This is a genomic window from Sphingomonas sp. ABOLG (genome assembly GCF_003950435.1).
Taxonomy (GTDB): domain Bacteria; phylum Pseudomonadota; class Alphaproteobacteria; order Sphingomonadales; family Sphingomonadaceae; genus Sphingomonas; species Sphingomonas panaciterrae.
This window is the reverse complement of sequence record NZ_QQWW01000004.1, coordinates 292979-319364: the sequence shown is the minus strand read 5'-3', so window position 1 is coordinate 319364 and position 26386 is coordinate 292979. Positions and strand designations below refer to the sequence as shown.

Here is a 26386-nt window from a genome sequence, read left to right as displayed (position 1 = left end):
GCGTTCGGCCAAGTTCGACGCCGCCGACTATATCCGCGAATGGGTGCCCGAGTTGCGCGATGTGCCCGATGCCGCGATCCACGATCCGGAGGAGAGCGGCTGCTTGCCGGCGAACTATCCGCGCAAGATCATCGGGCATCGCGAAGCGCGCGAACGTGCGCTCGCGGCGGGACGGCAGGTGCGGTAATTCCTGCTTTCGTCGCTGCACGCGCCGGTGCATGAGCAGCGACGATGCTGAGACAGGTGACAGAGCCGGCGGCGGACAATCGGTGGGCGCGCAGCATTGCGCCGGTATTCCACCGTATCCTCGACCGGATCGACGAGGGGCTGGAAAAGGGGGCAATCGAAGGCGTGTTGCCCGATGGCGTACGCCGGCTGCTGGGGGGGCGGCGCGACGGCCCGGTGGCACATGTCACGATCGTTCGCTGGCGCGCGCTTCGGCGCCTGATCATCGGCGGGTCGATCGGCTGGTATGAAGCCTGGGTCGATGGCGACTGGACCAGCCCGGATCCCGTCCCGATCTTTGACCTGTTCATGCGCAACCGTGCGACGCTGGGGGAGCTTGGTCGCGCAAAGCCCGGCGCGCGGCTGGGGGCGCGCCTCATCCATGCCATGCGCCACAACGGACGGCGCAATGCGCGGCGCAACGTCGCCGCGCATTACGACCTCGGCAATGATTTCTACGAGGCATGGCTTGATCCGACCCTGACCTATTCGAGCGCGATCTTCGCACAAGGCGACACGCTGGAGGCGGCACAGCAGCGCAAAATTGATGCGGTCCTGGATCGCGTAAACGTGCCGCCGGACGGCACGTTGCTGGAAATCGGGTGCGGCTGGGGCGCGCTGGCAGAAGCGGCGGGGAAGCGCGGGATCGGCGTTCGCGCGATCACGCTGGCGTCGGAGCAGCAACGCCATGTGGTTGCCCGCACCTCAGGCCTGCCGGTGGCGGTGTCGCTGACCGATTATCGCGACGTGCGTGGGATGTACGATGCCGTCGCGTCGATCGAGATGGTGGAGGCGGTGGGCGAGCGGTATTGGGCGGATTATGTCAAGGCGATCGCCCGCGGCCTGAAGCCGGGCGGACGCGCCGCGATCCAGTTCATCAAGATCGCCGATGATATCTGGCCCGGCTATCGCGCCAATGTCGACTTCATCCAGGCCTATGTGTTCCCAGGCGGGATGTTGATCCACGAACCAGAGTTTCGCGCCCTCGCGGAGGCAGAGGGGCTGACGTGGCAGGATCGCCATGCCTTTGGCCAGGATTATGCCGAGACGCTGCTGCAATGGCGCCTGAACTTCGACAAGGCCGTCGCAGACGGACGGCTGCCGCCGCGGTTCGACGGCCGCTTCGTCAATCTGTGGCGCTATTACCTGATGTATTGCGAGGGTGGCTTTCGAGGCGGCGGCATCGACGTGGTCCAGATCACGCTGGTCAAAGGCCACTAGCCACCAGGCTGGGCACGCGTCCCCGGTCCTCGCGGGTCACCGCGCGGGACTTCCATGCGTGGTGCGTCAGGCGGCTTCGAGCGCCTCGGTCGCTTCCAGCCAACGCGCCTCGGCCGCCTCAAGCCGCTCCACCACCTGGGCGCGGCGCTTCAGCAACTGGCCGGTGTTGAAGCCGTACAATTCCTTCGGTGCCGATACCGGATTGGCCATGGCATGGTCGATCGCGTCACGTTCGGACGCCAACCTGGCGATCTCGGCCTCGGCCTCCTTTGCGGACTTGCGCCACGCCTTGTCGTTTTCGCGCTTCTCCGCAAACGCCTTGCGATCATCCTTGCCCTTTGCCTTCCCTTCGGACTTTGGCTCCTTGGCGAGGATGAAGGCGGTGTAATCGTCGAGGCTGCCGTCGAATTCGCGCGCAGTGCCGCCGTCGACCAGCACCAGCCGATCGGCGGTAAGCTCCACCATGTGACGATCGTGACTGACGATCAGCACGGCGCCCTTATAGTCATTGAGCGCCTGTACCAGCGCCTCGCGTGCGTCGACATCGAGGTGGTTGGTCGGTTCGTCGAGGATCAGCAGGTGCGGCGCCTCACGCGTGATCAGTGCGAGCGCCAACCGCGCCTTCTCGCCGCCTGACATCTTGCCGACGGTTGCCGTCGCGCGATCGCCCGAGAAGCCGAAGCGACCAAGCTGCGCGCGCACCGCGGCCGGCGTCGCGCCCTTCATCACCCGCGTCATATGGGCGAGGGGGGTGTCGTCGGAGTCGAGCTCCTCCACCTGATATTGGGTGAAATAGCCGACCCGCATCCGGTTGCTCGCCGTCATGCTGCCCTCCATCGGGGCGAGCTGCGCCGCGATCAGGCGGGCGAACGTGGTCTTGCCGTTGCCGTTGCGGCCGAGCAGCGCGATGCGATCGTCCGGATCCATGCGCAGGTTCAGCCGGCGAAGGATCGGCGTGTCGCCATAGCCGACGCTGGCATAATCGAGGGTAACCAGCGGCGGGCGCAGCGGTTCGGGATCGGGGAAGCCGAACGAGAGCGTCGGATCGTTGGCGAGTTCGGCGATCGGCTGCATCTTGGCCAGCATCTTGGCGCGGCTCTGCGCCTGCTTCGCGGTCGAGGCGCGTGCGGAATTGCGGGCGATATAATCCTGCAGCTTGGCGCGCTGTACATCCTGGTTCGCCTTTGCCGCCGCGATCTGCGCCATACGCTCGGCCCGCTGGCGCTCGAACGAATCATAGCCGCCGGCGTACAGGGTCGTCTTTCCACCCTGCAGGTGCAGGATGTGATCGACGACATTGTTGAGGAAATCACGCTCATGGCTGACGACGACAATCGTCGCCTTGTAGGAGCGCAGGAAATCCTCCAGCCACATCACTGCTTCGAGATCAAGGTGGTTCGACGGTTCGTCGAGCAGCAGCAGGTCGGGCTGCGAGAACAGCAGTGCGGCGAGCGCGACGCGCATCTTCCACCCACCGGAGAAGCTGTCGAGCGGCTGGTTCTGCGCTTCCTCGTCGAAGCCGAGGCCGAGGAGGATCTGCGAGGCGCGAGCCGGCGCAGTGTAAGCGTCGATCGCGATCAGCCGCTCATAGATGTCACCGAGCTTTTCGGGATCGGTTTCGGTTTCGCTTTGCTCCATGAGCGTCGCGCGCTCGGTATCAGCGGCGAGCACCGTCTCGAACGGTGTGGCGTCCCCTGCGGGTGCTTCCTGCGCGATATAGCCGATGCGGGCGCCCCGCGGCTTGTCGATCGAGCCGCCGTCGGGCTCGATCTGGCCGGCGATCACCTTCACCATCGTCGACTTGCCGGCACCGTTGCGCCCGATCAGGCCAACGCGGCTGCCGGGCGGCAGCGAGGCGGAGGCGCCGTCGAGGATTGCGCGCCCACCGAGGCGCACCGTGATACCATTGATCGTAAGCATTGGCGCGCCGTAGCAGATTTGCTGCGCTTGCGTAATGCACGTCGGTACCGGCCGGCGCGCATGCGCCAGCCGGCAGGTCATCGGTGCGAACGTCTCAGTGGACGAAGCGGGCGACGACGTCGCGGTAGCTGCGGCTCACCTTCACCTGCGCGCCCGAATCGAGCACGAGGAAGCATTCGCCATTGGTGTGCGGCTTCACCTGGCGCACCTGATCGAGGTTGACGATCGTCGAGCGGTGGACCCGCTGGAAGCGGCGCGGATCCAGGCGCTTTTCCAGGTCCTTCATGGTTTCGCGCAGGATAAGCGTGTTGTCCGCCGTCTTGATGCACATATAGTCGCCCGCGGCCTCGACGATTTCGATCGTGTCGACATCGACGCGGAAGATCTGGCCGCGGTCCTTGACGTTGATGAGCTTTTCGAAGCGGCTTGCATTGGGACCTTCGCCGCCGTCCACGATCTCGGCCGCGGCCTCGGGCGCGTGCTCGGCGAGCGCCTCCTTCAGCTTTTCCGCCTCGTTGATGCTCGATTTTTCCGCCAGGCGCTGCCGCACGCGATCGAGCGTGTCGGCGAGCCGCGATTCCTCCACCGGCTTCATCAGATAGTCGACGGCCTGCGCCTCGAACGCGCGCAGGGCGTGATCCGAATAAGCGGTGACGAACACGAAGAGCGGAGGTTCAACCTCCATCAGGCCCTGGACGACGGAGAAGCCGTCAAAGCCGGGCATCTGGATATCGAGAAAGACGAGGTCGGGCTTGTGGGTCTTGATCGCGCTGATCGCTTCGCGCCCGTTCTGGCACTTGGCGACGATCTCGACGTCGGCGTGCGCCTGCAGCCGGAGCTCTAGGCCCTGGATCGCGAGCGGCTCGTCGTCGACGAGAATGGTGCGGATGGTCATGGTACAGTCATTCTCCAAGCGGATGCCACCAGCCCTGACGATCGGCGCCGGCGGTCATCGTACGTCACTGCCCCCTTAACTCTTCCCCGTTATTCAAGCTGGAACGGTATCTCGATCTCCACGCCGAACCCCCCCGTCGGCATCGCGCGGACCTCGAACCGGTGATCCGTTCCGAAAGATTGTGCCAGTCGCTCCCTGATATTGGCGATCCCGACGCCGGTTGAAAGGCTTGGCTTGTTCCGCGTCGGCTGCAAGCCCGGTCCAGTGTCAGATACGCTGATCCGAACGCGATCGCCGATCAACCGCGCGCTGACGTGGATTTCGGCGCCTTCCTCCTTGGGCGTGACGGCATATTTAATCGCATTTTCGACCAGCGGCTGCAGCAGGAGCGAGGGCAGGCGTGCGCGTTCGGCCGCGGGGTCGATCTCGAACTTCGGGCGGAGCCGATCCTCGAAGCGCATCTTCTCGATCTCGAGGTACAGCTTCAGCGTCTCGATCTCCTGCGCGAGCGTCACATGCGCGGTCGGCTCGTTGGCGAGCGTGTAGCGCAGGAAGCTGGAGAGGCGGCTGAGCATCGCATTCGCCCGCTCGGTCTGTTTCAGCAGCACGAGCGTCGAGATTGAATTGAGCGTGTTGAACAGGAAGTGTGGGTTCAGCTGATAGCGCAGCATCGCCAGCTGCGCCGAGGACGCCTGCGTCTCCAGATGCTGGAGCTGATCGATCTGCTCCTCGACGATAAGGTAGAAATTGATCCCGAAGTAGAGCGCCGACCAACCGGCGAGCACGGTGAAATTGAGGAACAGCGAGCCGATCAGCAGCTTCACGTCGACGCCGGGCGCCGAGAGCTTGATGAGGCTGAAGGAGAAAGTGTCGAGCAGCGCGTAGATGAAGGTCGCAGCGCCGAGCGTGAAGACCGTCAGCAGGATCGCGGTGATACGCGGCAGGCCGCGATAGACGCCGTACAGCACCGACAGCAGCAGCGTGATGCAATAGCCGACGATCGTTTCCACGAGGATGCTGACCACACCTTGCATCGTGAAGCCGCCGGATATGGCCGAAACGGTCCGCAGGACGAGATAGCCGGTCCAGCCGGCCGCCTGCAGGATCCAGAAGGCGCGGGCCTTGTCCTCGAAGAAGGGCCGGACCGCCAGATTGCTGGGTCGGATCGGCGCTTGCGGAGTGGACGGTGCAGGAAGCGAGGTCGCCATTGCGCGCCCCTTACACCGCCATTCGCCGTCGCGCAAAAAGGAAGGGCCGCCGCACCCGAAGATGCGGCGGCCCCGAAGACCCATTCAGGTCAGCGCGATCAGAAGGTGAAGCGCGCGCCGAGACGGATCAGGTAGAGCGAGTTGTTGATGCTCGGGTTGGCCGTGTTCGGCTCACGGAAGTTCGAATAACGGTACTGCGCGCAGGCGTTCGCCCCGTTGGACGGCGATCCGATCGCGCCGGTCAGCGCCCCACCGGTGGCGTTCAGGCACTGCACCTGAACCGTCGCTGCGGTGTACGGGAAGCCGAGCTGACGCAGGCCGCCCCAGTTGCTGTTCAGCAGGTTCGGCAGGTTCTCGATGTCGCCGAACAGCGTGATCCGCGAACCGCCGACGAAGGTCGGGATTTCCTGCTCGACGTGGAGGTCGATGCGGGTGAAGGCGCGGTTGCGGGCGATGTTTTTGCCAGCGATGCGGCCGCGATAGTCCTTCAGGTTGGTGCGGTTGATCAGCCCTTCCAGACCGGCACGCGTCGCTTCGCTGTCGTAGCTGACGAGCGGATCGGTGGTGCTGGTCGGCACGTACATCAGGTAGCGATCGTTGTTGCCGATCGTCCCGAACACCGGCGAGCGGCCGTTGTTGTTGTCCTGCATCGTGAAGCTGAACGGACGTCCCGCGCGGGTTTCGCCGAACAGCTGGATCGCGGTGCGATAGTCACCGAACAGCGCACGATCGAAGCCGACACCGTACTTGAACGCCCACTTAATCTGATCGTTTGAGATGCCATAGGCCGGCACGTTCGGGTCGATCATCGCGGCGTTGCCGTACAGCGAGCTGGCGGTCGACGAGGTGGCCGGGCTGACGTCCTTCACGTCCTGCCAGGTGTAGCTGCCGTGGACCGACAGGCCGAAGTCGAACCGCTTGTCACCACGAACCACGAAGATGAAGCTGCGACCGCGATCCTCGTTGTAGAACAGGAAGTCGCTGTTGCCATCGGTCAGCGTGGTGCGCGGCGCGTAGCGCGGGCGGCCATCCGGCAGCGTGCCGACGCGGCGGACGCGCAGGTCGGTGAACGACGGGGCGCTCAGCACGTCGGTGTACAGGAAGTCGGCGCCCAGGTTCACGCCGCGAACCTTGGCGTCAGCCGAGAAGGTCGCCTTCAGCACCGCCGGCAGACGCAGGTCCTGCGCCAGCGACGAGGTCGGGGCGAGCGACAGCGACTGCGTGTTGTTGCGCAGGTAATCGACGGCCGCCTGCGGGATGCCCGGTGCAACGACGTTGTCGAGAATGCCGCACAAAGCTGCGCCGGTGCTGCAGCCTGCCGGATCGGTGTTCGAACGGATCACGCCGAAGCCCGAGGTCGACGAGTTCAGCGCGTTGGTCAGGACGCCCGTGGTCGAGAAGCTGTTCGACAGGTACACGTCCGGCGAACCGCCACCGAACACACCCACGCCGCCGCGCAGGCTGAGCCAGTCGTTGGTCTGCCAGTTCGCGCTGATGCGCGGTTGGAAATTGTCCATTCCCTTGAACGTCTTGGTGTTCGGGAAGCCGTAGCGCGCCAGGTAGAAGCTGTTCAGCGGCACCTGGGTGCGCATGCCGTACAGGTCGTAGCGAGCGCCGTAGGTCAGCGTCAGGCGGTCCGTGATCGCCCAATCGTCCTGGAAGCCGAAGGTGTATTGGCCGTACTTGAAGTCGGCTGCGGCGCTGTTGATGTCACCATCGAGCGCGACCTGCAGGTTGTAGGCGCTGGCGCGACCGTTGCGGAAGTCCGTAATCGAGTCGAAGTACAGGCTGCCGGTGGCGTTCTGAACGAATAGGTTACGGCTGCGGTTCTCGTTATATTCAACGAGGAACTTCAGCTCATGCGAACCGGCCGAGTAGCGGGTCAGGAACGAACCGCCCCAGGTGTCGAAGAACAGTTCGTTCGCCTGACGGCTGTTGTCCGGGCCGAAGGCCACGATCGGCGTGCCGACGCCGCAGCTCGACGCGGTGTTGGTGCCGTTCACGATGCTCGTCGGGTCGGTGCAGACGCGGATCTGCGGGTAGCCGGTGCCGAGCAGCGGATCCTGGCCGCGGCGCGTGCTGCGATAGAGGAAGCGGGCTTCGGTCGACAGCTGATCGGTCCAGTCCGAGTTCAGCTTCACGATGCCGGCGCGCAGCAGGTTCGAGGATTGATAATAGTTGGACGCCAGGCCGATGACCGGGGTGTTGTTGTTGGCGCTGGTGCCGTTGGCGACCGTGCTTTCCTCGTACGCGTTGATGTACGACAGCGAGAGGCGGTGATTGTCGGTGATGTTCCAATCAATCTTACCGACGATCTTCTCGTCCTTCTGATTGTTGATCGTCACGAAATCGCCGGTCGCATAGCCGCCGTAGCGCTGCGTGTTGGCGATGTTGATCACCTCATCCAGCACGCCCTGGTTGTAGCCGGGGATCTGGTTCAGCGTGGCGATCGACAGCGGGCGCGGATCGGTGTTGCGCTCCGCCGAGACCATGAAGAACAGCTTGTCCTTGATCAGCGGGCCGGCGATCGTCGCGCCGTAGGTCTCCGACTTGTACTTCGGCAGGGTGATGCGGTTCGAACCGATGCGGTCGCCCTGCAGGCCATCCGTCGACTGCGAATAGAAGCCGGTGCCGGTGAAGGTGTTGGTGCCCGACTTCAGCGTGGTGTCGATGACGCCGCCGAGGAAGTTGCCCTGGCGGATGTCATAGGGTGCGATCGAGACCGAGAACTGACCGATGGCGTCGAAGGGGACCGGGCCACGGTTGGTCGGGTTCGCATCCGAGTTCAGGCCGAAGGTGTCGCCGACCTGCACACCGTCGATGGTGAAGCGGTTGAAGCGCGGGTTGACGCCGGCGAAGCTGACGGCGCCCTGACCGTTGGTGAGATCAAGCGCGGCGAACGGGTCGCGGCGGGCGAGATCGCGGACGTTGCGATTGACCGAGGCGACCTTCGAGATGTCGCGCGCGTTAAGAACGGTCTGCGGGCCGTCCGAGGTGACGCCTGCGCCGGCGATCGACGAGGCGGTCACGACGATGTCGCCGTCGCCTTCGTCAGCCGCCGCAACGTCGATCGGCAGCGAATAGGTCTGACCCACCACCGTGTAGATGTCGGTGACCTGCTTGGCGCCCTGGGGCGACTGGACATCAACGGTGAACGTGCCACCCGGACGCAGACCGCTCAGCGAGAAGCCGCCGTTCGCATCGGTGGTGGTCGAAGACGTCGTGCCCGACGCGGTTTCCCGCGCGGTAACCGTTGCGCCCGCGACGGGCGCACCTGCTGCCGTCACCGTACCACGGATGGCGGAAGTGGTTTCCTGAGCCATCGCGCCGGCCGGTGCGATGAGCGCAACCGCAGCTACGCCCAGAAACAGGTTATGTCGCATTTAATCAAATTCCCCTTGGAGCAGGTGCTCTGACAAACGGTGCCTGAACCGCTGCCGCGCCCGTGCCCGCGCAATATTTCCGTTCGGTTACGCGGGCGAGAAGAATCCAAAGGGAACCATTTTTGATTTTGCTGCGTTGCAAAAAAGCGACAGGTGTATTCGTGCTATCCGGCAGCAGCGACGATGGCTTGCCAGCCTGCCTCATCGACGACCCTAATGCCCAGGTCAGCGGCCTTTTTCCCTTTGGATCCAGCGCTTGGGCCGGCCACCACCAGGTCGGTCCGGGACGATACGGAGCCTGATACCTTCGCCCCCAAGGCCTCTGCCTGCGCCTTCGCTTCGTCGCGGCTCATTGTTTCGAGCGTGCCGGTGAAGACGACGGTCTTGCCCGACACCTCCGAGGCTCGAGTCTCATGCACGACATCTGCGGGCGTCAGTTGGCCGAGCAGGTCTGCAACCGCCGAGTCGTTGCGTTCCTCGGCAAAGAAATCGATCAGCGCGAGCGCCACTTCCGGTCCGACCTGCTTGGTGTCGACGATTGCGGCCAGTTCCTTGGCGGTGCGGGCGAGCAGCTTGTCGTCGCTCTCGCCAATCGCCTGGAGCATGCCGTCGCGCTTTTCGATGCCGCGTTGCACCATCTCGCGGAACGCGTCCCAGCTCCGCCATCGCCGCGCGAGATCTCGCGCGGTGACCTCGCCGATGTGGCGAATGCCGAGTGCGAAGAGGAAGCGGTCGAGCGGGGGGCGGCGCTTGGCGTCGATCGCCGCGATCAGATTGCGGGCGGAGACAGAAGCCCAGCGTTCCCGCGCGAGGAGCTGTTCCTCGGTCAGGCGGAAGATATCGGCGGGGGTTGCGATCAGCCCGTCCGCGAAGAAGCTTTCGATGTTGGTGATGCCAAGCCCATCGATATCCAGTGCGTAGCGTGAGGCGAAATGGCGCAGGCGCTCCACCTGTTGCGCGGGGCAGACGAGCCCACCCGAGCAGCGCCAGTCGACCTCGCCCGGCTCGCGCACCGCTTCGGAGCCGCACTCGGGGCAGTGGGTGGGGAAGTGCCAGGCGGGGCGCTCCTCATCGGTGGTGAGGTTTTCGACGATCTGCGGAATGACGTCTCCGGCGCGTTGCACCACGATACGGTCGCCGGGGCGGACGCCGAGCCGCGCGACCTCATCCGCATTGTGGAGGGTGGCGTTGCGGACAACGACGCCGCCGACCGTCACCGGCTCCAGCTTTGCCACCGGCGTCAGCTTGCCGGTGCGGCCGACCTGGATGTCGATATCGTTGAGGGTCGTCTGCGCGCGTTCGGCCGGAAACTTGTGTGCGATTGCCCAGCGAGGGGCGCGGGCGACGAAGCCCAGACGCTCCTGCCAGTCAAGGCGATCGACCTTGTACACGACGCCGTCGATGTCGAAGGGCAGGTCGGCGCGCTCGCGTTCGATGCGGTTATATTGGGCGAGGGCGTCGCTGGTAGTGGCAACGGTGGTGAAGCCGTCGGCGACGGGAAAGCCCCATTGCCGAATGGCGGCGATCACGGCCGATTGGGTGGTGCCGGGGAGGGCGGTCGCCTCTCCCCAGCCATGCGCGAGAAAGCGCAAGGGGCGCCGCGCCGTCACACCAGCGTCCTTCTGCCGCAGCGAACCGGCGGCGGCGTTGCGCGGATTGGCGAACTGGCGTGCTTCCTTGCCCGTCTCAGCCGCTTCCTCGGCCAGCCGCTGGTTCAGGGCGGCGAAATCGGCCTTCGCCATATAAACCTCGCCGCGGACCTCGAAGATATCGGGCGCATCGTCTGGGAGGTTGGCGGGAATGTCCGCGATGGTGCGCACATTGGCGGTCACGTCCTCGCCCGTGGTACCGTCACCGCGGGTCAGCGCCTGGACCAGCCGGCGCTGTTCGTAGCGGAGCGAGCAGGACAGGCCGTCGATCTTCGGTTCTGCGGTGAGCGCCACCTCCTCGTCATCACCGAGGCGCAGGAAGCGGCGGACCCGGGCGACGAATTCCTCCACCTCCTCGTCGCTGAACGCATTGTCGAGGCTGGTCATCGGGCGTGCGTGCGTCACCTTCGCGAGATGGCCCGCGGGCGCTGCACCGATCTGCCGCGAGGGGGAATCGGCGCGGACGAGGTGCGGGAAGGCGGCCTCCAGCGCATTGTTGCGGCGGACGAGCGCATCATAGTCCGCGTCGGGTATCTCCGGAGAATCGTCGGTGTGGTAGAGGCGGTTGTGGCGCGCGATCTCGCCGGCGAGATACTCGAGCTCGGCAGCAGCGGCGGTTTCGGTGGTGGGAAGCGCGGTCATGCCGGCTGGTTAGGCGAGCCGGGACGCGCCGCCAAGCCAGTGCGCCCGATGCGAAAAGGGCCGGAGCAATGCCCCGGCCCTCTTGCTGTAACTAAGGTGCGTCGCCGTGCCTAGCGCGTGCCCGGCACCGACGGATCGACCTCATGCACCGCTTCGCTCTCGTGCACTTCGACCAGGCCGCGGCCAAGGTGCGACGCGCGGTAGCCGTAGCCATAGTAGATCACGAGACCCAGGATGCCCCAGAGCGGCAGCACCAGCATCGCGTCTAGCGGCAGGTTGAAGAACAGGAAGATGCAGCCTGCGATCGTCAGCGGGCCGACGATCCAGAGCGCCGGGGTGCGGAAGCTGCGCTGACGATTCGCCTCGGTACGGCGCAGGATCATGACCGCGATGGCCACCATCATGAACGCGTAGAGCGTACCCGCATTGGCGATATCCGCGAGCTTGCCGACCGGCAGGAAGGCAGCGGCAAAGGCCACGGCTGCGCCGGTGATCGCAGTGACGATATACGGGGTCTTCCACTTCGGGTGCACTGCCGACAGGCGCTCCGGCAGCAGGCCGTCACGGCTCATCACGAAGAAGATGCGGGTCTGGCCGAACATCAGGATCAGGATGACCGACGGCAGCGCGAGGAATGCCGCGATGCCCAGCATGTTGCCGACGCCCGACCAGCCGATCTGACGCAGCACATGGGCGAGCGCCTCGTTCGAGCAGACGAGCGGGAGGTCGTTGGCGGCGAAAGTGGCGCACTGGCGGGCAAGCTCTTCCGAGCCGGCCGGGAACGGCACGCCGTTCGGCCCCATGATCGGCTGACCACCGACGGTGCCGATCGCACCCGCAGCCACCAGGATGTAGAAGACGGTGCAGAACAGCAGCGATCCGACCAGACCGATCGGGACGTTGCGCTGCGGATTCTTAGTTTCCTCAGCCGCGGTCGACACGGCGTCGAAGCCCACATAGGCAAAGAAGATCGTCGCCGCGGCGCCGACTGCACCGACGCCGGTGCCGAAGCCACCAAAGATGCCGGCCGGGAGGAAGGGGTTGAAGCGATCGGAGTCGAACGCGTCGGAAGGAATGGTGAGTGCGATGAAGGCGGTCAGCGCCGTCACCTTGATCGCCACCAGCACCGCATTCACGCGGGCGCTTTCAGTGGTGCCGACCATCAGCAGCCAAGTGATCAAGAGCGAGATGACGACGGCGGGCAGATTGATGAAGCCGCCTTCGACACCGCCTAGTGCGAGCGGTGCGCCCGACAGCCACGCCGGCAGGTGTATCCCGAGAAATTCATTGAGGATCGTGCCGGTGAAATAGCCCGACCACCCGACGGACACGGCGCTGGCCGCCACGGCATATTCGAGGATCAGGGCCCAGCCAACGGTCCAGCCGACGAGTTCGCCCATCGTGGCGTAGCTGTAGGTATATGCTGATCCCGCGACGGGGATCATGGCTGCAATCTCCGCGTAGCAAAGCGCGGCGACAATGCAGATCAGGCCGGCGATCGCGAATGCGAGCATCAGGCCCGGGCCGGCCTTTTGTGCGCCGGCGGAGGTGAGAACGAAAATACCGGTACCGATCACACAACCGATGCCGAACAAGGTGAGCTGGAACCAGCCCAAGGTGCGATGAAGCGCTTTTTTCTCGGCAGTCGCCAAGATGGCGTCGAGCGGTTTTACTCGGCCAAAGATCATGCGGCCTTTTCCCCCAGGAGCGCGGCACTGGCGGCCGCATGTGCATTAAAGCGCGCGAAACTAGCGGGAGATCGTCATCGCGCAATCCCTCACGGCGTTCGGAAGCAAGATTGCGTCTTTTCTGCTACTTATGGCTGTCATTTTGAACCAGCATAGGGCCTAGCGGCCGGCCAGCAAGGATATGGACGTGCAGATGGGGCACTTCCTGATGGCTGTGCGGACCGGCATTGGCCAAGAGGCGGTAGCCCGGTGTGACCAAACCAGCCTCCCGCGCGATGTGGCCAACCGCCCGGACGAATCCGGCAATCTCCGCATCGCTGGCCCTGGCGGAGAAATCATCCCAGCTGACGTAGGCGCCCTTCGGGATCACCAGAATGTGCGTCGGAGACCAAGGCGCGATGTCGTGGAACGCGAGCGCGTATTCGTCCTCGTACACCTTGCGGGCCGGTATCTCGCCGCGAAGGATCCGCGCGAAGATGTTCTGATCGTCATAGGGCAGCGTTGCATCGACGGGCATGAGCGAAGCCTTATTCAGGGCGGAAGGAGAGGGGGCGGCCAGCCTTTTCGTCATGGCCCGACTGGCCCTCACGCCGGTCGAGCTCGCGTCGGACGTCGTCGAGCGAGAGGCCGGCGTCGGCGAGCAGCACCAGCAGATGGAAAATCAGGTCGGCCGCCTCAGGAACGATATCCGCATCCTCGCCGGAGCAGGCGGCGATGACCGTTTCGACCGCTTCCTCGCCCAACTTTTGCGCGATCTTATGTCGTCCCTGGAAGAACAGGCTCGCGGTATAGGAGCGTACCGCGGGTGCATCCTTGCGCGCGCGGATCGTTGCTTCGAGACGGTCGAGAGTGTCGTCAGCCATGCCGCGCGAGGTGCCGCGCGCGGCGATCCAGGTCAACCTTTCCGACCACGGTTGCGCAGCGCACGCCGGGTCAGCCAGACGGCGATGGCGGCGGCAACGAACAGCGCCGCATCGGACAGTTCGGGACCGGTACGCGGCGTGGACACCGCCGCAGCCCCGACGGGCGGAGCGGCGCCGGTCAGCGTGAACAGCGAAGGCGGCATGACGCAAGCGGCTCCGGAAGGGACGAGGCGTCCCTTATGCCACCGACATGCAGCGAAGCGTCAATGCCGCCGTACCGGCACGCCCGCCGCGGCGAGGGCAGCATGAGCGTCGGCGATGGTCGCCTGACCGAAGTGGAAGATCGAGGCTGCAAGCACCGCCGAGGCATGACCCTCCGTCACCCCGCGGACGAGATCGTCGAGAGTGCCGACACCCCCAGAGGCGACCACCGGCACGCTCGTCCTGTCCGCAACGGCGCGGACCAGGTCGAGGTCATAGCCGTCGCGGGTTCCATCCCGGTCCATCGACGTCAGCAGGATTTCGCCTGCGCCAAGCTCCGCCAGGCGCAAGGCATGAGCGACGGCATCAATACCCGTTCCGCGTCGGCCGCCGTGGGTGAATACCTCCCACCCGCCATCGACTCGACGCGCATCGACGCTGGCGACGCAGCACTGGCTGCCAAATCGCTCGGCAATGTCAGCGACCACTTCGGGCCTCGCCACCGCGGCGGAATTGACCGCCACCTTGTCTGCCCCGGCCAGCAGCAGCGCGCGCGCATCATCGGCGCTGCGCACGCCGCCGCCCACCGTCAGCGGCATGAAGCAGACCGCTGCCGTGCGGCGCACCACGTCAAGGATCGTGTCGCGTCCCTCATGGCTGGCGATGATGTCGAGGAAGCACAATTCGTCGGCCCCCGCCGCATCATAGGCGCGGGCCTGTTCCACCGGATCGCCGGCATCGATCAGATCGACGAAGTTGACCCCTTTCACGACACGGCCGTTGGCGACGTCGAGGCAAGGAATGACGCGGGCACGAACCGTCATCGTTCAGGCCGCCGCAGCAACGGTAAGCGCGGCGGCAAGATCAAGCCTGCCGTCGTACAGGGCGCGCCCGGTAATGACGCCTTCGACCCCGTCGCGGGCGTGAAGCGCCAGCACGTGAATGTCCGAGATGCCGGCAACGCCGCCGCTGGCGATCACCGGGATCGACACGGCCCGCGCCAGATCGACCGTCGCCTCGACATTGCAGCCCTTCAACAGGCCATCGCGGCCGACGTCGGTGAACAGGAGCGCCGCAACGCCGGCATCCTCGAATTGGCGCGCGAGGTCGGTGGCGGTGGTGGTGGATACGTCGGCCCAACCCTTGGTCGCGACCATGCCGTAGCGCGCGTCGACCGCGACGACGATGCCGCCGGGGAAGGCGGCGGCCATGTCACGAACGAACTGCGGATTTTCGAGCGCGGCGGTACCGATCACGACGCGGGCGACGCCGGCGTCGAACCAGGCCTCCACGCTCTCCGGCGTGCGAATGCCGCCGCCGAGCTGCACATGGCCGGGAAAGCGGCTGACGATCGCGCGCACGGCCTCCCCGTTGCGGCTTTCACCGGCAAAGGCCCCGTCGAGATCGACGACATGGAGGTGGCCTGCGCCCGCATCGGCGAACAACATCGCCTGGGCTGCGGGATCATCACCATAAACGGTCGCACGATCCATATCGCCCTCGGCGAGGCGAACGACCTGGCCCGCCTTTAGATCGATGGCGGGAAACACGATGAGGCTCAAGGACGCCACTCCAGAAAGCGAGCAAGAAGATCGAGGCCGTAGCGCTGGCTCTTCTCCGGGTGAAATTGAACGCCGACGATCGTGTCGCGGCCGATCGCGGCAGTGACGGGGCCAGCATGGTCGGTCTGTGCGAGCACGCCGTCGCCATCATAAGCGAAGCTGTGCAGGAAATAGGCTTCGCCCGGCCGCAGGAGCGGGTGATCGCCGGTGGGCACCACATCGTTCCAGCCCATGTGCGGCACCTTTGCATCGGTACCGGCGGGATCGAGTCGCCGGACATTGCCGGGCAGCCAGCCGAGCCCGCGATGCTGGCCGAGTTCCTCGCCCTGTTCCGCGAGCAGCTGCATGCCGACGCAAATGCCAAGGAACGGCGCGCCCTGGTCGAGAACGCGGGAGCGCAGCGCCGCCTCAAGCCCGTCGACCGCACGCAGGTTTGCCGCGCAGGCCCCGAAGGCGCCGACGCCGGGAAGGACGATGCGATCGGCGCGGGCAATCGCGTCCGGATCGGCGGTGACGATCACGTCTGATGCGCCGGCGGCGCGCAGGGCGTTTTCGACCGACAGCAGGTTCCCCGACTGTATGTCGACCAACGCGAGCGTCACAGAACGCCCTTGGTCGACGGGATCGAATCGGCCTTGCGCGGATCGATCTCAATCGCCTGACGCAGCGCCCGGGCGAGGCCCTTGAACGCGCTTTCGGCGATGTGGTGGTTGTTCTCGCCGTGCAGCGTCTCGACGTGCAGCGTTATGCCCGCGGCCTGCGCGAAGCTGTGGAACCAGTGTTTGAACATCTCGGTGTCCATTTCGCCAAGCCGCTTCTGGCTGAACTCGGTCTTCCACACGAGCCAGGGGCGCCCGGAAATGTCGAGCGCGACGCGGGTCAGCGTCTCGTCCATCGGGGACAGCGCATCGCCATAGCGACGAATGCCGCGCTTATCGCCGAGCGCCTTGGCCAGCGCCTCGCCGATGGCGATCCCGGTATCCTCGACGGTGTGGTGCTGGTCGATATGCAGATCGCCCTTCGTCTCGACATCCAGGTCGATCAGCGAGTGGCGGGAGAGCTGCTCCAGCATATGGTCGAAGAAGCCAACTCCGGTCGACACACGGTACGCGCCCGTGCCATCAAGGTTAACGGTCACCGCGATCTTGGTTTCGCTGGTGTCACGGCGGATCGTCGCGCTGCGCATGAGCGCGCACATAGCGGAGCCGACGCGCCATGCAATCTTGACCGAACGGTTCGTGCCGTTACCGATGATGCAAATGGACGACCAAGCACCTGACAGCCTGATTCCCTACGACGAGATCGTGCAGGAGGCCCTGCGCGCCGTCGTCGGTCGCGTGCTGGGCTCGGTCGCGACCGGCGGGGGGCTGCCGGGCGACCATCATTTCTACATCACCTTCAAGACGCAGGCGGCGGGGGTCGATATCCCGCAGCGGCTGATCGAGCGTTTCCCCGATGAAATGACGATCGTGCTGCAGAACCGCTTCTGGGACCTGACCGTCGACGCGGAGCGCTTCTCTGTCGGCCTGAGTTTCAACCAGGTGCCCTCGAAGCTGATGATTCCCTATTCGGCGATCACCGGGTTCCACGATCCGGCGGTCAATTTCGAGCTGCGCTTCCAGGCGCAGGAAGGGCCCGGTGACGGTCCCGAGCCGCACGATCCGGCGGAAAACGATGGCCCGCCACCCACGTCGAGCGAGGACGGGTCGAACGTCGTCTCCGTGGACTTCAAGCGCAAGAAATAGCCTCGCTTCGGGCCGGTAGCGTGCCGGCACCATGAACATGGGCGCAAGGGGACACGGCGGCCGACCGCCGTGTCCCCTTGCGCCTTACTGCTTCGCCTCCAAATACCGCCTGTCACGACAGATAGGCTGAGGCATGAACGACACGCGCACCGAGACCGACTCGATTGGCAGCATCGAGGTGCCAACGGACGCTTACTGGGGCGCGCAGACGCAGCGCTCGATCGAGAACTTCCCCTTTGGGGCGATGGAGCGGATGCCAATCGGCATCGGCCGCGCGCAGGCGATCGTCAAACAAGCCGCCGCTCGGGTGAACGCCCGCCATGGGCTGGACGGAGCGGTCGTCAAGGCGATCGAGGATGCCGCGCAGGAGATCGTGTCAGGCAACCTGGATGAGCAATTCCCGCTGGTCATCTGGCAGACCGGCTCCGGTACGCAGACCAACATGAACGTGAACGAGGTGATCGCCGGACGCGCGAACGAGGTGCTGACCGGCAAGCGCGGCGGCAAGGCGCCGGTGCACCCCAACGATCACGTCAACATGAGCCAATCTTCCAACGACAGCTTTCCCACGGCGCTGCACGTCGCGACGGCGCTCGCGACGCGTGATGCGCTGCTCCCGGCGCTGGACAGGCTTCACGCTGCCCTGGATGCCAAGGCGAAACAATGGCGCGACATCGTCAAGATCGGGCGGACGCATACGCAGGACGCGACGCCGCTGACACTGGGGCAGGAATTTTCCGGCTATGCCGCGCAGCTCGCAAGTTGCCGCGGGCGGATCGAGGAGGCGCTGCACCGCGATATTCGCAAGCTCGCGATCGGCGGTACCGCGGTTGGCACGGGATTGAACGTGCCCGAGGGCTGGGCATCCGACATGACCGCGGCGATCAGCGACATCACGGGCTTTCCGTTCGAACCGGCGCCGAACAAGTTCGAGCAACTGGCCGCCAAGGATGGCCTGGTCTTCTTTTCCGGCGCGCTCAACACGCTGGCGGTGGCGCTCAACAAGATCGCCAATGACATCCGGCTGCTGGGTTCCGGTCCGCGCTCCGGCCTGGGCGAGCTTTCGCTGCCGGCGAACGAGCCGGGTAGTTCGATCATGCCGGGCAAGGTCAATCCCACGCAGTGCGAATCGCTGACCATGGTTGCAGCGCAGGTGATCGGTAATCATCAGGCGGTGACCGTCGGGGGCATGCAGGGGCATTTCGAGCTCAACGTGTTCATGCCCCTGATCGGGGCCAACGTGCTCCGATCGATCCACCTGCTTGCAGTGGGGATGACCAGCTTTGCCGAGCGCTGTGTCGATGGGATGGTCGCCAATGAGCGGCAGATTGCTGATCTGGTCGGCCGATCGCTGATGCTGGTCACCGCGCTCGCTCCCGAGATCGGCTATGACAATGCGGCGAAGATCGCCAAACATGCCCATGCCGAAGGGCTGACGCTGCGTGAGGCAGGTCTGGCGCTTGGGCTGGTTGATGGTGAAACGTTCGACCGCGTGGTTCGCCCCGAGGGGATGCTGGGAACCTGAACCGCGCCGAAGCGCTTAGCGAGCCAAGTAGAGAAAGGAACATCCATGCTTCGCACCATCGTTGGCGCACTCGTCGGCAAGGAAATCGATCGTCGGGATGGGCGCGGTGGATTGAAGGGCGCGGCCGTGGGCGCCCTGGCGGCACGCATGGCGACCCGAACGGGCCCGCTTGGGCTGCTGCTCGGTGGCGGCTACGTAGCGAAGAAGATGTACGACCGGCGCAAGGCGGGCAAAGGCATGTCCGGGCGCCCCGTGCGTTGATCCTGCCAGGCAGATGCCCATGATGGGATCTGCCGGCACAGTGACGAGCGGCTGAGCACCGGCCGAGCTGCTCAGCCGCGCGGCTTTTGCGGGAATGACGCGGACGGAACCTTGACGCTCATGTCCTCCGCGCGGCAGGAGCGCGCATGGCCGCATCTTCCCCGACCGATCCGCATGGCTTTCGCCGTCGCGGCGTCCTGTTCGTCCTGTCATCACCCTCGGGCGCAGGAAAGTCGACGATAGCCAAGAAGCTCCTGGCGGCTGAGCCGGAGCTGTCGATGTCCGTATCCTATACGACGCGTGCGCCGCGCCCCGGCGAGATCGACGGCAAGGATTATCACTTCGTCACGCTGGATCGCTTTCGCGAGATGGCGAACAACCATGAATTCCTCGAGTGGGCGCATGTCTTCGACAATCGCTACGGCACGCCCAAGGCCGACGTGTTTCACACGTTGAGCGAGGGCAAGGACATATTGTTCGACATCGACTGGCAGGGCGCCCAGCAGCTGCACCAGCTGGCCGGCGGCGACGTAGTCCGTGTGTTCATCCTGCCCCCGTCGATGGCTATCCTTCAGGATCGGCTACAGAAGCGCGCGACCGACAGCCAAGAGGTGATCGACGCGCGCATGTCGCGTGCCGCGAACGAGGTGAGCCACTGGGACGGTTATGACTACGTCCTGGTCAACGATGACCTTGAACATTGCTTCGAATGTGTCCGGATGATCCTGGCGGCCGAGCGGCTGAAGCGATCACGCCAGACCGGCATCATCGGCTTCATCCGCAGTCTGCTCAAGAAAAGCGGTTCACTCGAGTAGCGCGAGAAAGCGTACAGCCGCGTCGAGATCGCGGCGGCGCGCGGCATTGGCTTCGGCCGCCTGCTCATCCACGCCCCATTGTTCGGCCTGCCACGTTTCATCGACCGTGGCGGCGGCCCACAGGGTGTCGGCGTCGATCTGCCCCTCGGCCAGCGCAAGAGCACCGACGAGTGTGCCCGTGATCGTGACGATCGGCTGAAGCGCGACGAGGGAGAAAGGGTCGCGACTCGCGACAGCCTCTGCCAGCCGGGTCACAGTCGCTGGTGGCTGTGGCTGGTGCATGAGGCCACTGACGATCTCGAAATGCACGTCGTAGCGGCCGCGCGCCCATTCCAGCAGCGGATCCCATGCTTCGGCTTCACGCCGCACCAGTTCGATCGGCGATTCGGCGCGATAGCAGAGCAGATCGGTCTCGGCATAAGCCGCCAGGCCTGCGGCGAAGGCGCGGGGGGAGGGGGCGACACGGTCGATCGCAGCGTTGGTGAGCCCGGTGAGCGGCATTGACCGTGGATCGAGCGTCTCGCCGACCGCGCGCCATTCGTCCGCGACTGCCTCTGCAAGGGCGGTGCTTGGCAATGCGAGCGGTGCTCGACCCGGCGTGCGAACAGGGCGGCCGTCCAGCCGCACCACCCGCTCCTCGTCAATCGTGACGTCAGTCCAGAAACGCTTCATTCACTCGGGCTCCGCCATTGCCGCGCCAGCGCGCGCGGTACGACCGCCATGGCCCACAATGCGGCAAGCACAATCGCGCCGCCCAGTATCTTGCTGCCAGTGTCCGGCCCCTCTGCGAGCAGGATGACGCCGAGCACCGCAGCCATCGCCGTGACGATGCGGGTCAGCGAAATAATCAGCCAGCGTGTTCGGGCGGGGTCGCGTGCCATGTCGCCGCTATGGCCTATGCTTCGTGGAGGCGCCAGTCGCGACCAGTTGGTTCCGCAACGGGATCAACTGGCAGTCAACCTCTTGGTTACGCATCAGCTTTATGGTCTATGGAAGCAATAGCGAGAGCGGGCCCGGGGGGGCAGGCCTCACATTTTCTGAGCCTATGGAAACGGAACGACGATGGTCGGCGCGGCAGTCTTTATCTACGGTTTGTTGGTCAGCTTCATTTTTTCGGGCGCATCGCGCAACGCCAAGCTGCGCCGCCCCAATCCGCCGGTCCTCACCTATGTCGGCTATGTCATGTGCGGCATCACCGCAGGCGCATCGCTGATCCTGTCAGCGCATGTGGTTAGCCTGTCGCTGGGCGCGCCGCTGCTCAACCTCACCATCTGAGCGCCGCCGGGAGCCAGGCTCCCGGCGTGCCATTCACTCGCCCCGCGCGCCGCGACCGCGGCGTTCGCCCCGGCGCGCCTTGCGGACCTGCTTGGCATGCGCGCGTGCCTTCGCCTTGCGGTCCTCGCGGGTCACCGGCGGCCGCGTATCGGCCGGAAGCGCGTCACCAGCGGCCTCGTCAAAGCCAAGGCCGGCCAGACTTTCCGCAAAATGCGTGGGCAGTTCGGCGGTGACGTCGATCGCCCCGCCATCGGGATGATCCACCCGGATGCGGCGCGCGTGGAGATGCATCTTGCGGCTGATGCCCCCGGTCAGGAACGCGGCCGGGCCACCGTATTTGCCGTCCCCGACAATCGGGTGACCAATCGCCGCCATGTGGACGCGCAGCTGATGCGTGCGCCCGGTGAACGGCTGTAGCTCCACCCAGCAGGCGCGGTTGCCGGCGCGTTCGATGACGCGGTAGCGGCTGCGCGCGGGCTGGCCGTTCTCCTCGTCGACGTGCATCTTCTCACCGCCGGTGCCGGGCTGCTTGGCGATTGGCAGATCGATCGTGCCGTCATCAATCGAAGGTACGCCGACAACGAGCGCCCAATAAACCTTCTTCGCTGACCGGCCGGAGAACGCCTTGGAGAAGAAGGCGGCAGCGCGGGAGGTGCGGGCGACGAGCAGCGCGCCCGACGTATCCTTGTCGAGGCGATGGACCAGTTTCGGCCGACCCTCGGCATCGAACTGAAGCGCGTCGAGCAGGCCATCGACATGGGCGGTCGTCTTCGTTCCGCCCTGCGTGGCGAGGCCCGGCGGCTTGTTCAGGACGAATGCGGCGGGATCCTGGTGGATCACCATTTCGCGCGCGAAGGCGACCTCATCCTCGCTGAGTGGCGGACGCTCGCGCTTTGGCTTGGCATCGGTGCGCACCGGTTCCGCCGGCGGGAGGCGGAGGACCTGGCCGGCCGTCACGCGGTCGCCCGGGCCGACGCGCGCGCCATCAAGGCGTAACTGGCCGGTCCGCGCCCATTTTGCGACAGTGGTGAAGCTGGTGTCGGGCAAATGCCGCTTGCACCAGCGATCCACGCGGATGCCGTCGTCATCGGCGGCGACGGTGAACTGGCGGACGCTGTCGTTCATGCTGCCACCCGGGTGAAGGCGAGTCCGGCCGCCAGCGCCGCGATCGAACCGATCGTCGATAGGAGAATATAGCCAAACGCCTGAAGCCAGGCGCCGCGTTCGATCATCAGCAATGTTTCGAGTGAAAAGGCGGAGAAGGTAGTGAACCCGCCGAGTACGCCCACCCCGATCAGCAGGCGCCAAGCCTCGCCGCCGCTGCTGAGCCGCGCCAGCGTTCCCGCCAGCATCCCCATGGCGCAGCCGCCCGCGATGTTGACGATCAATGTGCCCCAGGGCCAGCCTGTGCCAAGGGTGGTCAGGGCGGCGCGCCCGACGAGGTGGCGCAGGCCCGCCCCGGTGGCCCCACCGGCCATCACCAGAAGTAATCCGTTCATTACCGCGCCCCTAGAGCGAAAACGCTCAAAGGGGAACGCCGAACGCGTGCCCTGTGCCGTTCGGTCGGCTTGCTCAGCCGCCGCCGTCGGCCATCAGGTCAACCTGCGATCCGCCGTTCTGGCGCGGCTTGACGATCAGGAAGAAGGCCGCGTTCTTCTTGGTGCCTGCCAGGATATGCTCCCCGCTGGCGGCCTGATGTTCGGATCGGAATTCGGCCTCTGAGGTGCGGGTGTAATACCAGTCGAGCAGGCGCTGGACGGGCGCTGCGCTGATGAAACTGACGACTCGCAGCGCGCAGCCGTCGCGATCGGCGCCGGCCGCCTCGCTGATCTGGGCGTCGGGATAAAGCGGCACGCCTTGCGGCAGGCGGTTGGCCCAATCGGCGGAATAGGCGACGTTGTTCACGCATTGCGCCGAGGCGCCCTGGCTCTGCGCCAAGGCCCCAAGCGTCAGCGCGCGCCGGGCGGCGGCACATTGCGTGCAGGTTCCGGTCGGTGCGGGCGCGGCGCGGAGCGCGCCGGCTACCTGAGCGTCAGCGCGTTGGCCAATGCCTTCCGGCGGTAGCGCGCCGGAACCTGGCTGAAGCGGCGGTCGCACCGTATTGGCGTTCGCCTGTTGCACCAGCTTCGGATCGACCATGATCGGATCGCGAAGCGCACCTTGCAGCGCCGGGTCATTTGCGCTTGCCGCGTCGTTCATCGTCGCGAGGCTGTTGTCGAGATCAGCCACCGCGGCTTGATCCGCGGGCGGAGATCCGCAGGAGGCGAGTGCGAGCAACGCTGTTGCCACCCCAAGCATAACGTTGGTTTTCATCATCGCTCCCTCGAAAACGGCCTCATGATTATCGCCGCATCCTTAAGGAAGGATGCCCATGATGTGTCCCATGCTTGCAACACACCCCGTCTGGCACCATGTCTTGCGGATGCTGAATATTGCTTCGATTCTGATCGGCCTCGTCACCCTCTTGCTGGGAATCGTGGCGTTCATGCCGCTGCTCGGTTGGTTGAACTGGTTCGTGATCCCGATCGGGATCGTGGGCATCGCGGTGGGCGCTTTGTCGTCCACCAATGGCGGGCGCAACCTGAACATCGTGCTGGTCGTGATCTTCGCGCTGCGCCTGATGCTGGGCGGCGGGATCATCTGAACCCCGCCGCGTCAGCGATCATCAGGGAGCGACCACGACGCAGCTGACGCGGGCCTTGGCGCACGCCGCCTGCGCCGCGCTGCGTGAGGCAAATCCCGTCGCCTGCAAGCGCGTGACGGCGCCTGCCTTCACGTAGCTGGGGCTGCCGCCGGTGCGGCTGCCGACCTGTGCCCAGAGGTTGCGCGCGTTGGACTCGTTGCGGAACGCGCCGAGCTGGATACGCCAATTCCCGCCGCTCGCGGCTGGAGCGGGTGCGGGCGCGGGTGTAGGCCGGGGCGCGGCGACGGCCGGCGCCGGGCGCGGCGTCGCGGCGGGGCTAGCCGCGGATGGAGGCGTGCTTCCGGACGTCGTCAGCGGCGCGCGCGTCGCCACTGCCGGGGCGGGCGATGGGCCGGTTGGCGTCGCGGCGCGCGGCGGCGCGGAATTGACCGTCGCGCCGGGGGCACGCGGTGCCGGGAGGGATGCAGCGAGCGCCCGCGCGTCAGCCTCATATTTACGGGCGAGGGTGAGCCCCTGCTGCCGCTGCACCTCCGGGATATATCGATCCATCTGCGCGAGCGTCTGCGACGCCTGTGGCAGGCCTTGCTGCGAGGAGCGGGTGACGAGTGCATAGGCGCGGGTCCAGTCGCGGGCGACACCGTCCGCGTTGAACAACATGGTGCCAAGGACGAGCTGGGTGCGCCGCTCGCCCCGCGCCACGGATTTCTCCAGCCAGGGCAATGCCTCGGCCTTCTTGCCTTCCTGGAACAGGGCGAGGCCGTAATTGTCGATCGCCTGCGCATGTCCCTGCACAGCGGCCTTGCGGAACCACTCGATCGCGGCGGGCAGATCGGCCTGGACGCCGCGGCCCAGTTTGTAGGCCTGACCCATGTTGAACTGGGCATCGGCATTGCCGGCCACCGCAAGCGGGCGCCAGGTCTGAACCGCCGCCTTATAGTCACCCCGCGTCCACGCATCCACACCCTGCTTCACGTCGGCCGCAGCCGGCGCAGCGGCGAGAAGTGCCGCCACGAGCAGCAACAGGCAGGCATTTCGCATCTGGTCAAACCCCCATCCAGCGGCTCCGGCGACAAGCAGTGTCGCGCGGCCGGAGCAGCGATCTGATCGCATAAGATTACCGCTTCCATAACCTCTTGTCAGCGAAAGTGGGCCGCCATTTACCATTCCTTAGACCCAAAGGGGCACATCTACGCTGGCAAGGTGGCAATACCATCGAGGCACGACCGCCCTCGGGCGGCAGCATGGCGACCCGCACGTCTGTGTGTGCGGGGGAGCGGCTGACGAGCCACGCCGGCGCCGCCAACGAAGCTGGTTCGGGGACTGAGACATGAAGAAGCGCGCGATTGCCGGCCTGAGCCTATCCGCGTTGATGCTGGGCGGGACGATGGTCGGGTGTGCGCAAGGCGGCATCTCGACCGCCAGCAGCCGCAGCGACGAGAAGCTCGCCAAGCTGGCCGAGAACAACGCGGCCAAGGCGCAGCAGGCGCTGGCGAAGGGCGATGCGATCAAGGCGATCAGCTATGCCGAGGCGGCCGTGGCGGCGATGCCGCGTGACGCAGAGCTTCGTGCCCTGCTGGGCGCGTCCTACCTGAAGGCCGGGCGCTTTACCTCGGCGCATACTGCTTATGCCGACGTGCTTCAGCTGTCGCCGACCAATGGCAAGGCGGCACTCAACCTCGCCCTGGCGATGATCGCCGAGGGGCAGTGGGATGAGGCGCGCACCCTGTTGGAGGAACATGCCACCATCGTGCCGGCCGCTGATCGCGGGCTGGCGATGGCCCTGGCCGGGGATCCGGCCACGGGCGCCGAATTGCTGATGACGGCGGCGCGCTCGCCGGATGCTACCGCGACGACACGTCAGAATTTCGCTTTGGTGCTGGCGCTCGCGGGCCGCTGGGCCGAGGCGCGGCAGGTTGCCGGGATCGACATGGCACCGCAGGCGGCTGATGCCCGGATGCTGGAATGGACCGCGTTCGCCAAGCCGACGGGGGCGGCCGATCAGGTCTCGGCACTGCTCGGCGTCATTCCGGTGAAGGATCCCGGTCTGCCGGTTGCGCTGGCGCTGAATGCGAGCGTTCCGGTGACCCAGCTTGCGGCGGCCGCCCCGAGCCAGGTGCCTGCCGACGCAGCTTCGCCCGAGGCCGCGGCCAACGAGGCGGTTGAGGTTGCGCAGGTGGAGCCGGCCGCCACGATGACGTCGCCGTCGGGCAGCAGGATCGTGTTCGCCGCGCGGCAGGAGGTGGTGCAATCGCTGCCAGTGGGCCGCGTCCCGGCTGCTCCCGCAGGCGTCGAGCCCAGAACGCGGCTGGCGGCTGCGACGCCGGCCCCTGCGGCACGGGAGATGGCGAAGGGCAAGTGGTACGTGCAACTCGGCGCGTTTGATTCGGCGGATGTCGCGAAGGATGCCTGGCATCGGGCGCAGCGCCGCTATCCCGTGCTGGCCGAGCAGACGCCGACCGGCATGGCGTTCAAGTCGTTCTACCGCCTGTCGGTGGGCGGGTTTGGTCGCAGCGATGCCGAGACGCTGTGCCGTGGCTATCGTGCGACTGGCGGGCGTTGCTTCGTGCGGACAGGAGCCGGCGATCAGACGGCGGTGTGGGTCAAGGCCGGCAAGGTCCAACTCGCCGGCCGCTGAACCGCCTCGCCCGGATCCGGCGGTGCTGA

At 65.8% G+C, this 26386-nt stretch carries 28 protein-coding genes; 9 read left to right on the top strand and 19 right to left on the bottom strand.

What is annotated here, in order from left to right:
• Both CA236_RS07170 and CA236_RS07165 read left to right on the top strand, forming a co-directional pair.
• Positions 1-187 (top strand): FAD-binding domain-containing protein (locus CA236_RS07170; RefSeq protein WP_241212551.1); only part of this gene is annotated, 187 nt, incomplete at its 5' end.
• A gap of 44 nt (positions 188-231) precedes the next feature.
• Positions 232-1446 carry a cyclopropane-fatty-acyl-phospholipid synthase family protein gene (locus CA236_RS07165; protein ID WP_125945071.1) on the top strand — a complete coding sequence of 405 codons (1215 nt, stop codon included), beginning with the start codon at positions 232-234 and terminating at the stop codon, positions 1444-1446.
• Positions 1447-1512: 66 nt separating this feature from the next.
• On the opposite strand, the gene CA236_RS07160 is transcribed toward CA236_RS07165, so the two are convergent.
• From CA236_RS07160 to hisB, 13 genes are all read right to left on the bottom strand, one after another.
• Complete coding sequence (locus CA236_RS07160) at positions 1513-3366, bottom strand: ABC-F family ATP-binding cassette domain-containing protein (RefSeq protein ID WP_125945070.1); 1854 nt, start codon at positions 3364-3366, stop codon at positions 1513-1515.
• 94 nt (positions 3367-3460) lie between these two features.
• Positions 3461-4261 (bottom strand): LytTR family DNA-binding domain-containing protein, encoded by an 801-nt coding sequence (locus tag CA236_RS07155; RefSeq protein WP_046410851.1) that lies wholly within the window; start codon positions 4259-4261, stop codon positions 3461-3463.
• A gap of 89 nt (positions 4262-4350) precedes the next feature.
• Positions 4351-5469 (bottom strand): histidine kinase, encoded by a 1119-nt coding sequence (locus CA236_RS07150; RefSeq protein ID WP_046410849.1) that lies wholly within the window; start codon positions 5467-5469, stop codon positions 4351-4353.
• A 98-nt stretch (positions 5470-5567) separates the two neighbouring features.
• A complete protein-coding gene (locus tag CA236_RS07145) occupies positions 5568-8852 on the bottom strand; it encodes a TonB-dependent receptor (RefSeq protein WP_046410848.1) in 3285 nt (1094 codons plus the stop codon).
• A gap of 164 nt (positions 8853-9016) precedes the next feature.
• On the bottom strand, positions 9017-11143 hold the full coding sequence (gene ligA, locus CA236_RS07140; protein WP_125945069.1) for an NAD-dependent DNA ligase LigA: 2127 nt from the start codon (positions 11141-11143) through the stop codon (positions 9017-9019).
• Positions 11144-11253: 110 nt separating this feature from the next.
• Positions 11254-12831: an amino acid permease gene (locus tag CA236_RS07135; protein ID WP_046410844.1), complete on the bottom strand. Its 1578-nt coding sequence runs from the start codon at positions 12829-12831 to the stop codon at positions 11254-11256.
• Positions 12832-12955: 124 nt separating this feature from the next.
• Positions 12956-13348, bottom strand: a complete 393-nt coding sequence (locus CA236_RS07130) for a histidine triad nucleotide-binding protein (protein ID WP_046410843.1) — start codon at positions 13346-13348, stop codon at positions 12956-12958.
• A gap of 10 nt (positions 13349-13358) precedes the next feature.
• Positions 13359-13694: a phosphoribosyl-ATP diphosphatase gene (locus tag CA236_RS07125; protein ID WP_046411797.1), complete on the bottom strand. Its 336-nt coding sequence runs from the start codon at positions 13692-13694 to the stop codon at positions 13359-13361.
• Between the two features lie 32 nt (positions 13695-13726).
• Positions 13727-13897: a hypothetical protein gene (locus tag CA236_RS18735; RefSeq protein ID WP_164518879.1), complete on the bottom strand. Its 171-nt coding sequence runs from the start codon at positions 13895-13897 to the stop codon at positions 13727-13729.
• A gap of 60 nt (positions 13898-13957) precedes the next feature.
• The gene (gene hisF / locus CA236_RS07120) at positions 13958-14719 is read right to left on the bottom strand and encodes an imidazole glycerol phosphate synthase subunit HisF (RefSeq protein ID WP_125945068.1); all 762 of its coding nucleotides are present in this window, start codon (positions 14717-14719) and stop codon (positions 13958-13960) included.
• A gap of 3 nt (positions 14720-14722) precedes the next feature.
• A complete protein-coding gene (gene hisA / locus CA236_RS07115; protein ID WP_125945067.1) occupies positions 14723-15457 on the bottom strand; it encodes a 1-(5-phosphoribosyl)-5-[(5-phosphoribosylamino)methylideneamino]imidazole-4-carboxamide isomerase in 735 nt (244 codons plus the stop codon).
• Positions 15454-16059: an imidazole glycerol phosphate synthase subunit HisH gene (gene hisH / locus CA236_RS07110; RefSeq protein WP_046410838.1), complete on the bottom strand. Its 606-nt coding sequence runs from the start codon at positions 16057-16059 to the stop codon at positions 15454-15456. Before hisH ends, hisA begins: the two co-directional genes overlap by 4 nt.
• Positions 16056-16643, bottom strand: coding sequence for an imidazoleglycerol-phosphate dehydratase HisB (gene hisB, locus CA236_RS07105; RefSeq protein ID WP_046410836.1), 588 nt, complete (start codon positions 16641-16643; stop codon positions 16056-16058). The genes hisH and hisB overlap by 4 nt, the downstream gene beginning before the upstream one ends.
• 73 nt (positions 16644-16716) lie before the next feature.
• On the opposite strand from hisB, the gene CA236_RS07100 reads away from it, so the two are divergent.
• The 4 genes from CA236_RS07100 to gmk all read left to right on the top strand — a co-directional run bounded on the left by CA236_RS07100 (position 16717) and on the right by gmk (position 19803).
• Positions 16717-17202 (top strand): ClpXP protease specificity-enhancing factor SspB, encoded by a 486-nt coding sequence (locus CA236_RS07100; protein ID WP_046411795.1) that lies wholly within the window; start codon positions 16717-16719, stop codon positions 17200-17202.
• A gap of 133 nt (positions 17203-17335) precedes the next feature.
• The gene (gene fumC / locus CA236_RS07095) at positions 17336-18727 is read left to right on the top strand and encodes a class II fumarate hydratase (RefSeq protein WP_125945066.1); all 1392 of its coding nucleotides are present in this window, start codon (positions 17336-17338) and stop codon (positions 18725-18727) included.
• A gap of 45 nt (positions 18728-18772) precedes the next feature.
• On the top strand, positions 18773-18988 hold the full coding sequence (locus CA236_RS07090) for a hypothetical protein (protein WP_125945065.1): 216 nt from the start codon (positions 18773-18775) through the stop codon (positions 18986-18988).
• A gap of 146 nt (positions 18989-19134) precedes the next feature.
• Positions 19135-19803, top strand: coding sequence for a guanylate kinase (gmk, locus tag CA236_RS07085; protein ID WP_046410833.1), 669 nt, complete (start codon positions 19135-19137; stop codon positions 19801-19803).
• On the opposite strand, the gene CA236_RS07080 is transcribed toward gmk, so the two are convergent.
• Complete coding sequence (locus tag CA236_RS07080; protein ID WP_125945064.1) at positions 19792-20475, bottom strand: ATP12 family protein; 684 nt, start codon at positions 20473-20475, stop codon at positions 19792-19794. The genes gmk and CA236_RS07080 overlap by 12 nt on opposite strands.
• Positions 20472-20684, bottom strand: coding sequence for a hypothetical protein (locus CA236_RS07075; protein ID WP_125945063.1), 213 nt, complete (start codon positions 20682-20684; stop codon positions 20472-20474). The genes CA236_RS07080 and CA236_RS07075 overlap by 4 nt, the downstream gene beginning before the upstream one ends.
• 181 nt (positions 20685-20865) lie before the next feature.
• Between CA236_RS07075 and CA236_RS07070 the strand changes: the two genes are divergently transcribed.
• A complete protein-coding gene (locus CA236_RS07070) occupies positions 20866-21078 on the top strand; it encodes a hypothetical protein (RefSeq protein ID WP_046410830.1) in 213 nt (70 codons plus the stop codon).
• Positions 21079-21111: 33 nt separating this feature from the next.
• Here the strand turns inward: CA236_RS07070 and CA236_RS07065 are convergent, their stop codons facing one another.
• The 3 genes from CA236_RS07065 to CA236_RS07055 all read right to left on the bottom strand — a co-directional run bounded on the left by CA236_RS07065 (position 21112) and on the right by CA236_RS07055 (position 23307).
• On the bottom strand, positions 21112-22203 hold the full coding sequence (locus CA236_RS07065) for an RluA family pseudouridine synthase (protein WP_046410829.1): 1092 nt from the start codon (positions 22201-22203) through the stop codon (positions 21112-21114).
• Positions 22200-22577, bottom strand: coding sequence for a fluoride efflux transporter CrcB (gene crcB, locus CA236_RS07060; protein ID WP_125945062.1), 378 nt, complete (start codon positions 22575-22577; stop codon positions 22200-22202). Before crcB ends, CA236_RS07065 begins: the two co-directional genes overlap by 4 nt.
• Positions 22578-22650: 73 nt before the next feature.
• A complete protein-coding gene (locus CA236_RS07055) occupies positions 22651-23307 on the bottom strand; it encodes a hypothetical protein (RefSeq protein WP_125945061.1) in 657 nt (218 codons plus the stop codon).
• Positions 23308-23500: 193 nt separating this feature from the next.
• Here CA236_RS07055 and CA236_RS07050 point away from each other — a divergent pair, with 193 nt between their 5' ends.
• A complete protein-coding gene (locus CA236_RS07050; RefSeq protein WP_125945060.1) occupies positions 23501-23722 on the top strand; it encodes a hypothetical protein in 222 nt (73 codons plus the stop codon).
• Positions 23723-23743: 21 nt separating this feature from the next.
• Here the strand turns inward: CA236_RS07050 and CA236_RS07045 are convergent, their stop codons facing one another.
• Positions 23744-24760, bottom strand: a complete 1017-nt coding sequence (locus CA236_RS07045) for an SPOR domain-containing protein (protein ID WP_125945059.1) — start codon at positions 24758-24760, stop codon at positions 23744-23746.
• Positions 24761-25049: 289 nt separating this feature from the next.
• Between CA236_RS07045 and CA236_RS07040 the strand changes: the two genes are divergently transcribed.
• Positions 25050-26357, top strand: a complete 1308-nt coding sequence (locus CA236_RS07040; RefSeq protein WP_125945058.1) for an SPOR domain-containing protein — start codon at positions 25050-25052, stop codon at positions 26355-26357.
• Positions 26358-26386: the final 29 nt, after the last annotated feature.

Excerpts from the sequence above, each read along its gene's own strand:
- CA236_RS07165 (WP_125945071.1), top strand. The coding sequence starts at position 232 with ATGCTGAGACAGGTGACAGAGCCGGCGGCGGACAATCGGTGGGCGCGC.
- CA236_RS07160 (WP_125945070.1), bottom strand. The coding sequence starts at position 3,366 with ATGCTTACGATCAATGGTATCACGGTGCGCCTCGGTGGGCGCGCAATC.
- CA236_RS07155 (WP_046410851.1), bottom strand. The coding sequence starts at position 4,261 with ATGACCATCCGCACCATTCTCGTCGACGACGAGCCGCTCGCGATCCAG.
- CA236_RS07150 (WP_046410849.1), bottom strand. The coding sequence starts at position 5,469 with ATGGCGACCTCGCTTCCTGCACCGTCCACTCCGCAAGCGCCGATCCGA.
- CA236_RS07145 (WP_046410848.1), bottom strand. The coding sequence starts at position 8,852 with ATGCGACATAACCTGTTTCTGGGCGTAGCTGCGGTTGCGCTCATCGCA.
- ligA (WP_125945069.1), bottom strand. The coding sequence starts at position 11,143 with ATGACCGCGCTTCCCACCACCGAAACCGCCGCTGCTGCCGAGCTCGAG.
- CA236_RS07135 (WP_046410844.1), bottom strand. The coding sequence starts at position 12,831 with ATGATCTTTGGCCGAGTAAAACCGCTCGACGCCATCTTGGCGACTGCC.
- CA236_RS07130 (WP_046410843.1), bottom strand. The coding sequence starts at position 13,348 with ATGCCCGTCGATGCAACGCTGCCCTATGACGATCAGAACATCTTCGCG.
- CA236_RS07125 (WP_046411797.1), bottom strand. The coding sequence starts at position 13,694 with ATGGCTGACGACACTCTCGACCGTCTCGAAGCAACGATCCGCGCGCGC.
- CA236_RS18735 (WP_164518879.1), bottom strand. The coding sequence starts at position 13,897 with ATGCCGCCTTCGCTGTTCACGCTGACCGGCGCCGCTCCGCCCGTCGGG.
- hisF (WP_125945068.1), bottom strand. The coding sequence starts at position 14,719 with ATGACGGTTCGTGCCCGCGTCATTCCTTGCCTCGACGTCGCCAACGGC.
- hisB (WP_046410836.1), bottom strand. The coding sequence starts at position 16,643 with ATGCGCAGCGCGACGATCCGCCGTGACACCAGCGAAACCAAGATCGCG.
- CA236_RS07100 (WP_046411795.1), top strand. The coding sequence starts at position 16,717 with ATGGACGACCAAGCACCTGACAGCCTGATTCCCTACGACGAGATCGTG.
- fumC (WP_125945066.1), top strand. The coding sequence starts at position 17,336 with ATGAACGACACGCGCACCGAGACCGACTCGATTGGCAGCATCGAGGTG.
- CA236_RS07090 (WP_125945065.1), top strand. The coding sequence starts at position 18,773 with ATGCTTCGCACCATCGTTGGCGCACTCGTCGGCAAGGAAATCGATCGT.
- gmk (WP_046410833.1), top strand. The coding sequence starts at position 19,135 with ATGGCCGCATCTTCCCCGACCGATCCGCATGGCTTTCGCCGTCGCGGC.
- CA236_RS07080 (WP_125945064.1), bottom strand. The coding sequence starts at position 20,475 with ATGAAGCGTTTCTGGACTGACGTCACGATTGACGAGGAGCGGGTGGTG.
- CA236_RS07075 (WP_125945063.1), bottom strand. The coding sequence starts at position 20,684 with ATGGCACGCGACCCCGCCCGAACACGCTGGCTGATTATTTCGCTGACC.
- CA236_RS07070 (WP_046410830.1), top strand. The coding sequence starts at position 20,866 with ATGGTCGGCGCGGCAGTCTTTATCTACGGTTTGTTGGTCAGCTTCATT.
- CA236_RS07065 (WP_046410829.1), bottom strand. The coding sequence starts at position 22,203 with ATGAACGACAGCGTCCGCCAGTTCACCGTCGCCGCCGATGACGACGGC.
- crcB (WP_125945062.1), bottom strand. The coding sequence starts at position 22,577 with ATGAACGGATTACTTCTGGTGATGGCCGGTGGGGCCACCGGGGCGGGC.
- CA236_RS07050 (WP_125945060.1), top strand. The coding sequence starts at position 23,501 with ATGCTGAATATTGCTTCGATTCTGATCGGCCTCGTCACCCTCTTGCTG.
- CA236_RS07045 (WP_125945059.1), bottom strand. The coding sequence starts at position 24,760 with ATGCGAAATGCCTGCCTGTTGCTGCTCGTGGCGGCACTTCTCGCCGCT.
- CA236_RS07040 (WP_125945058.1), top strand. The coding sequence starts at position 25,050 with ATGAAGAAGCGCGCGATTGCCGGCCTGAGCCTATCCGCGTTGATGCTG.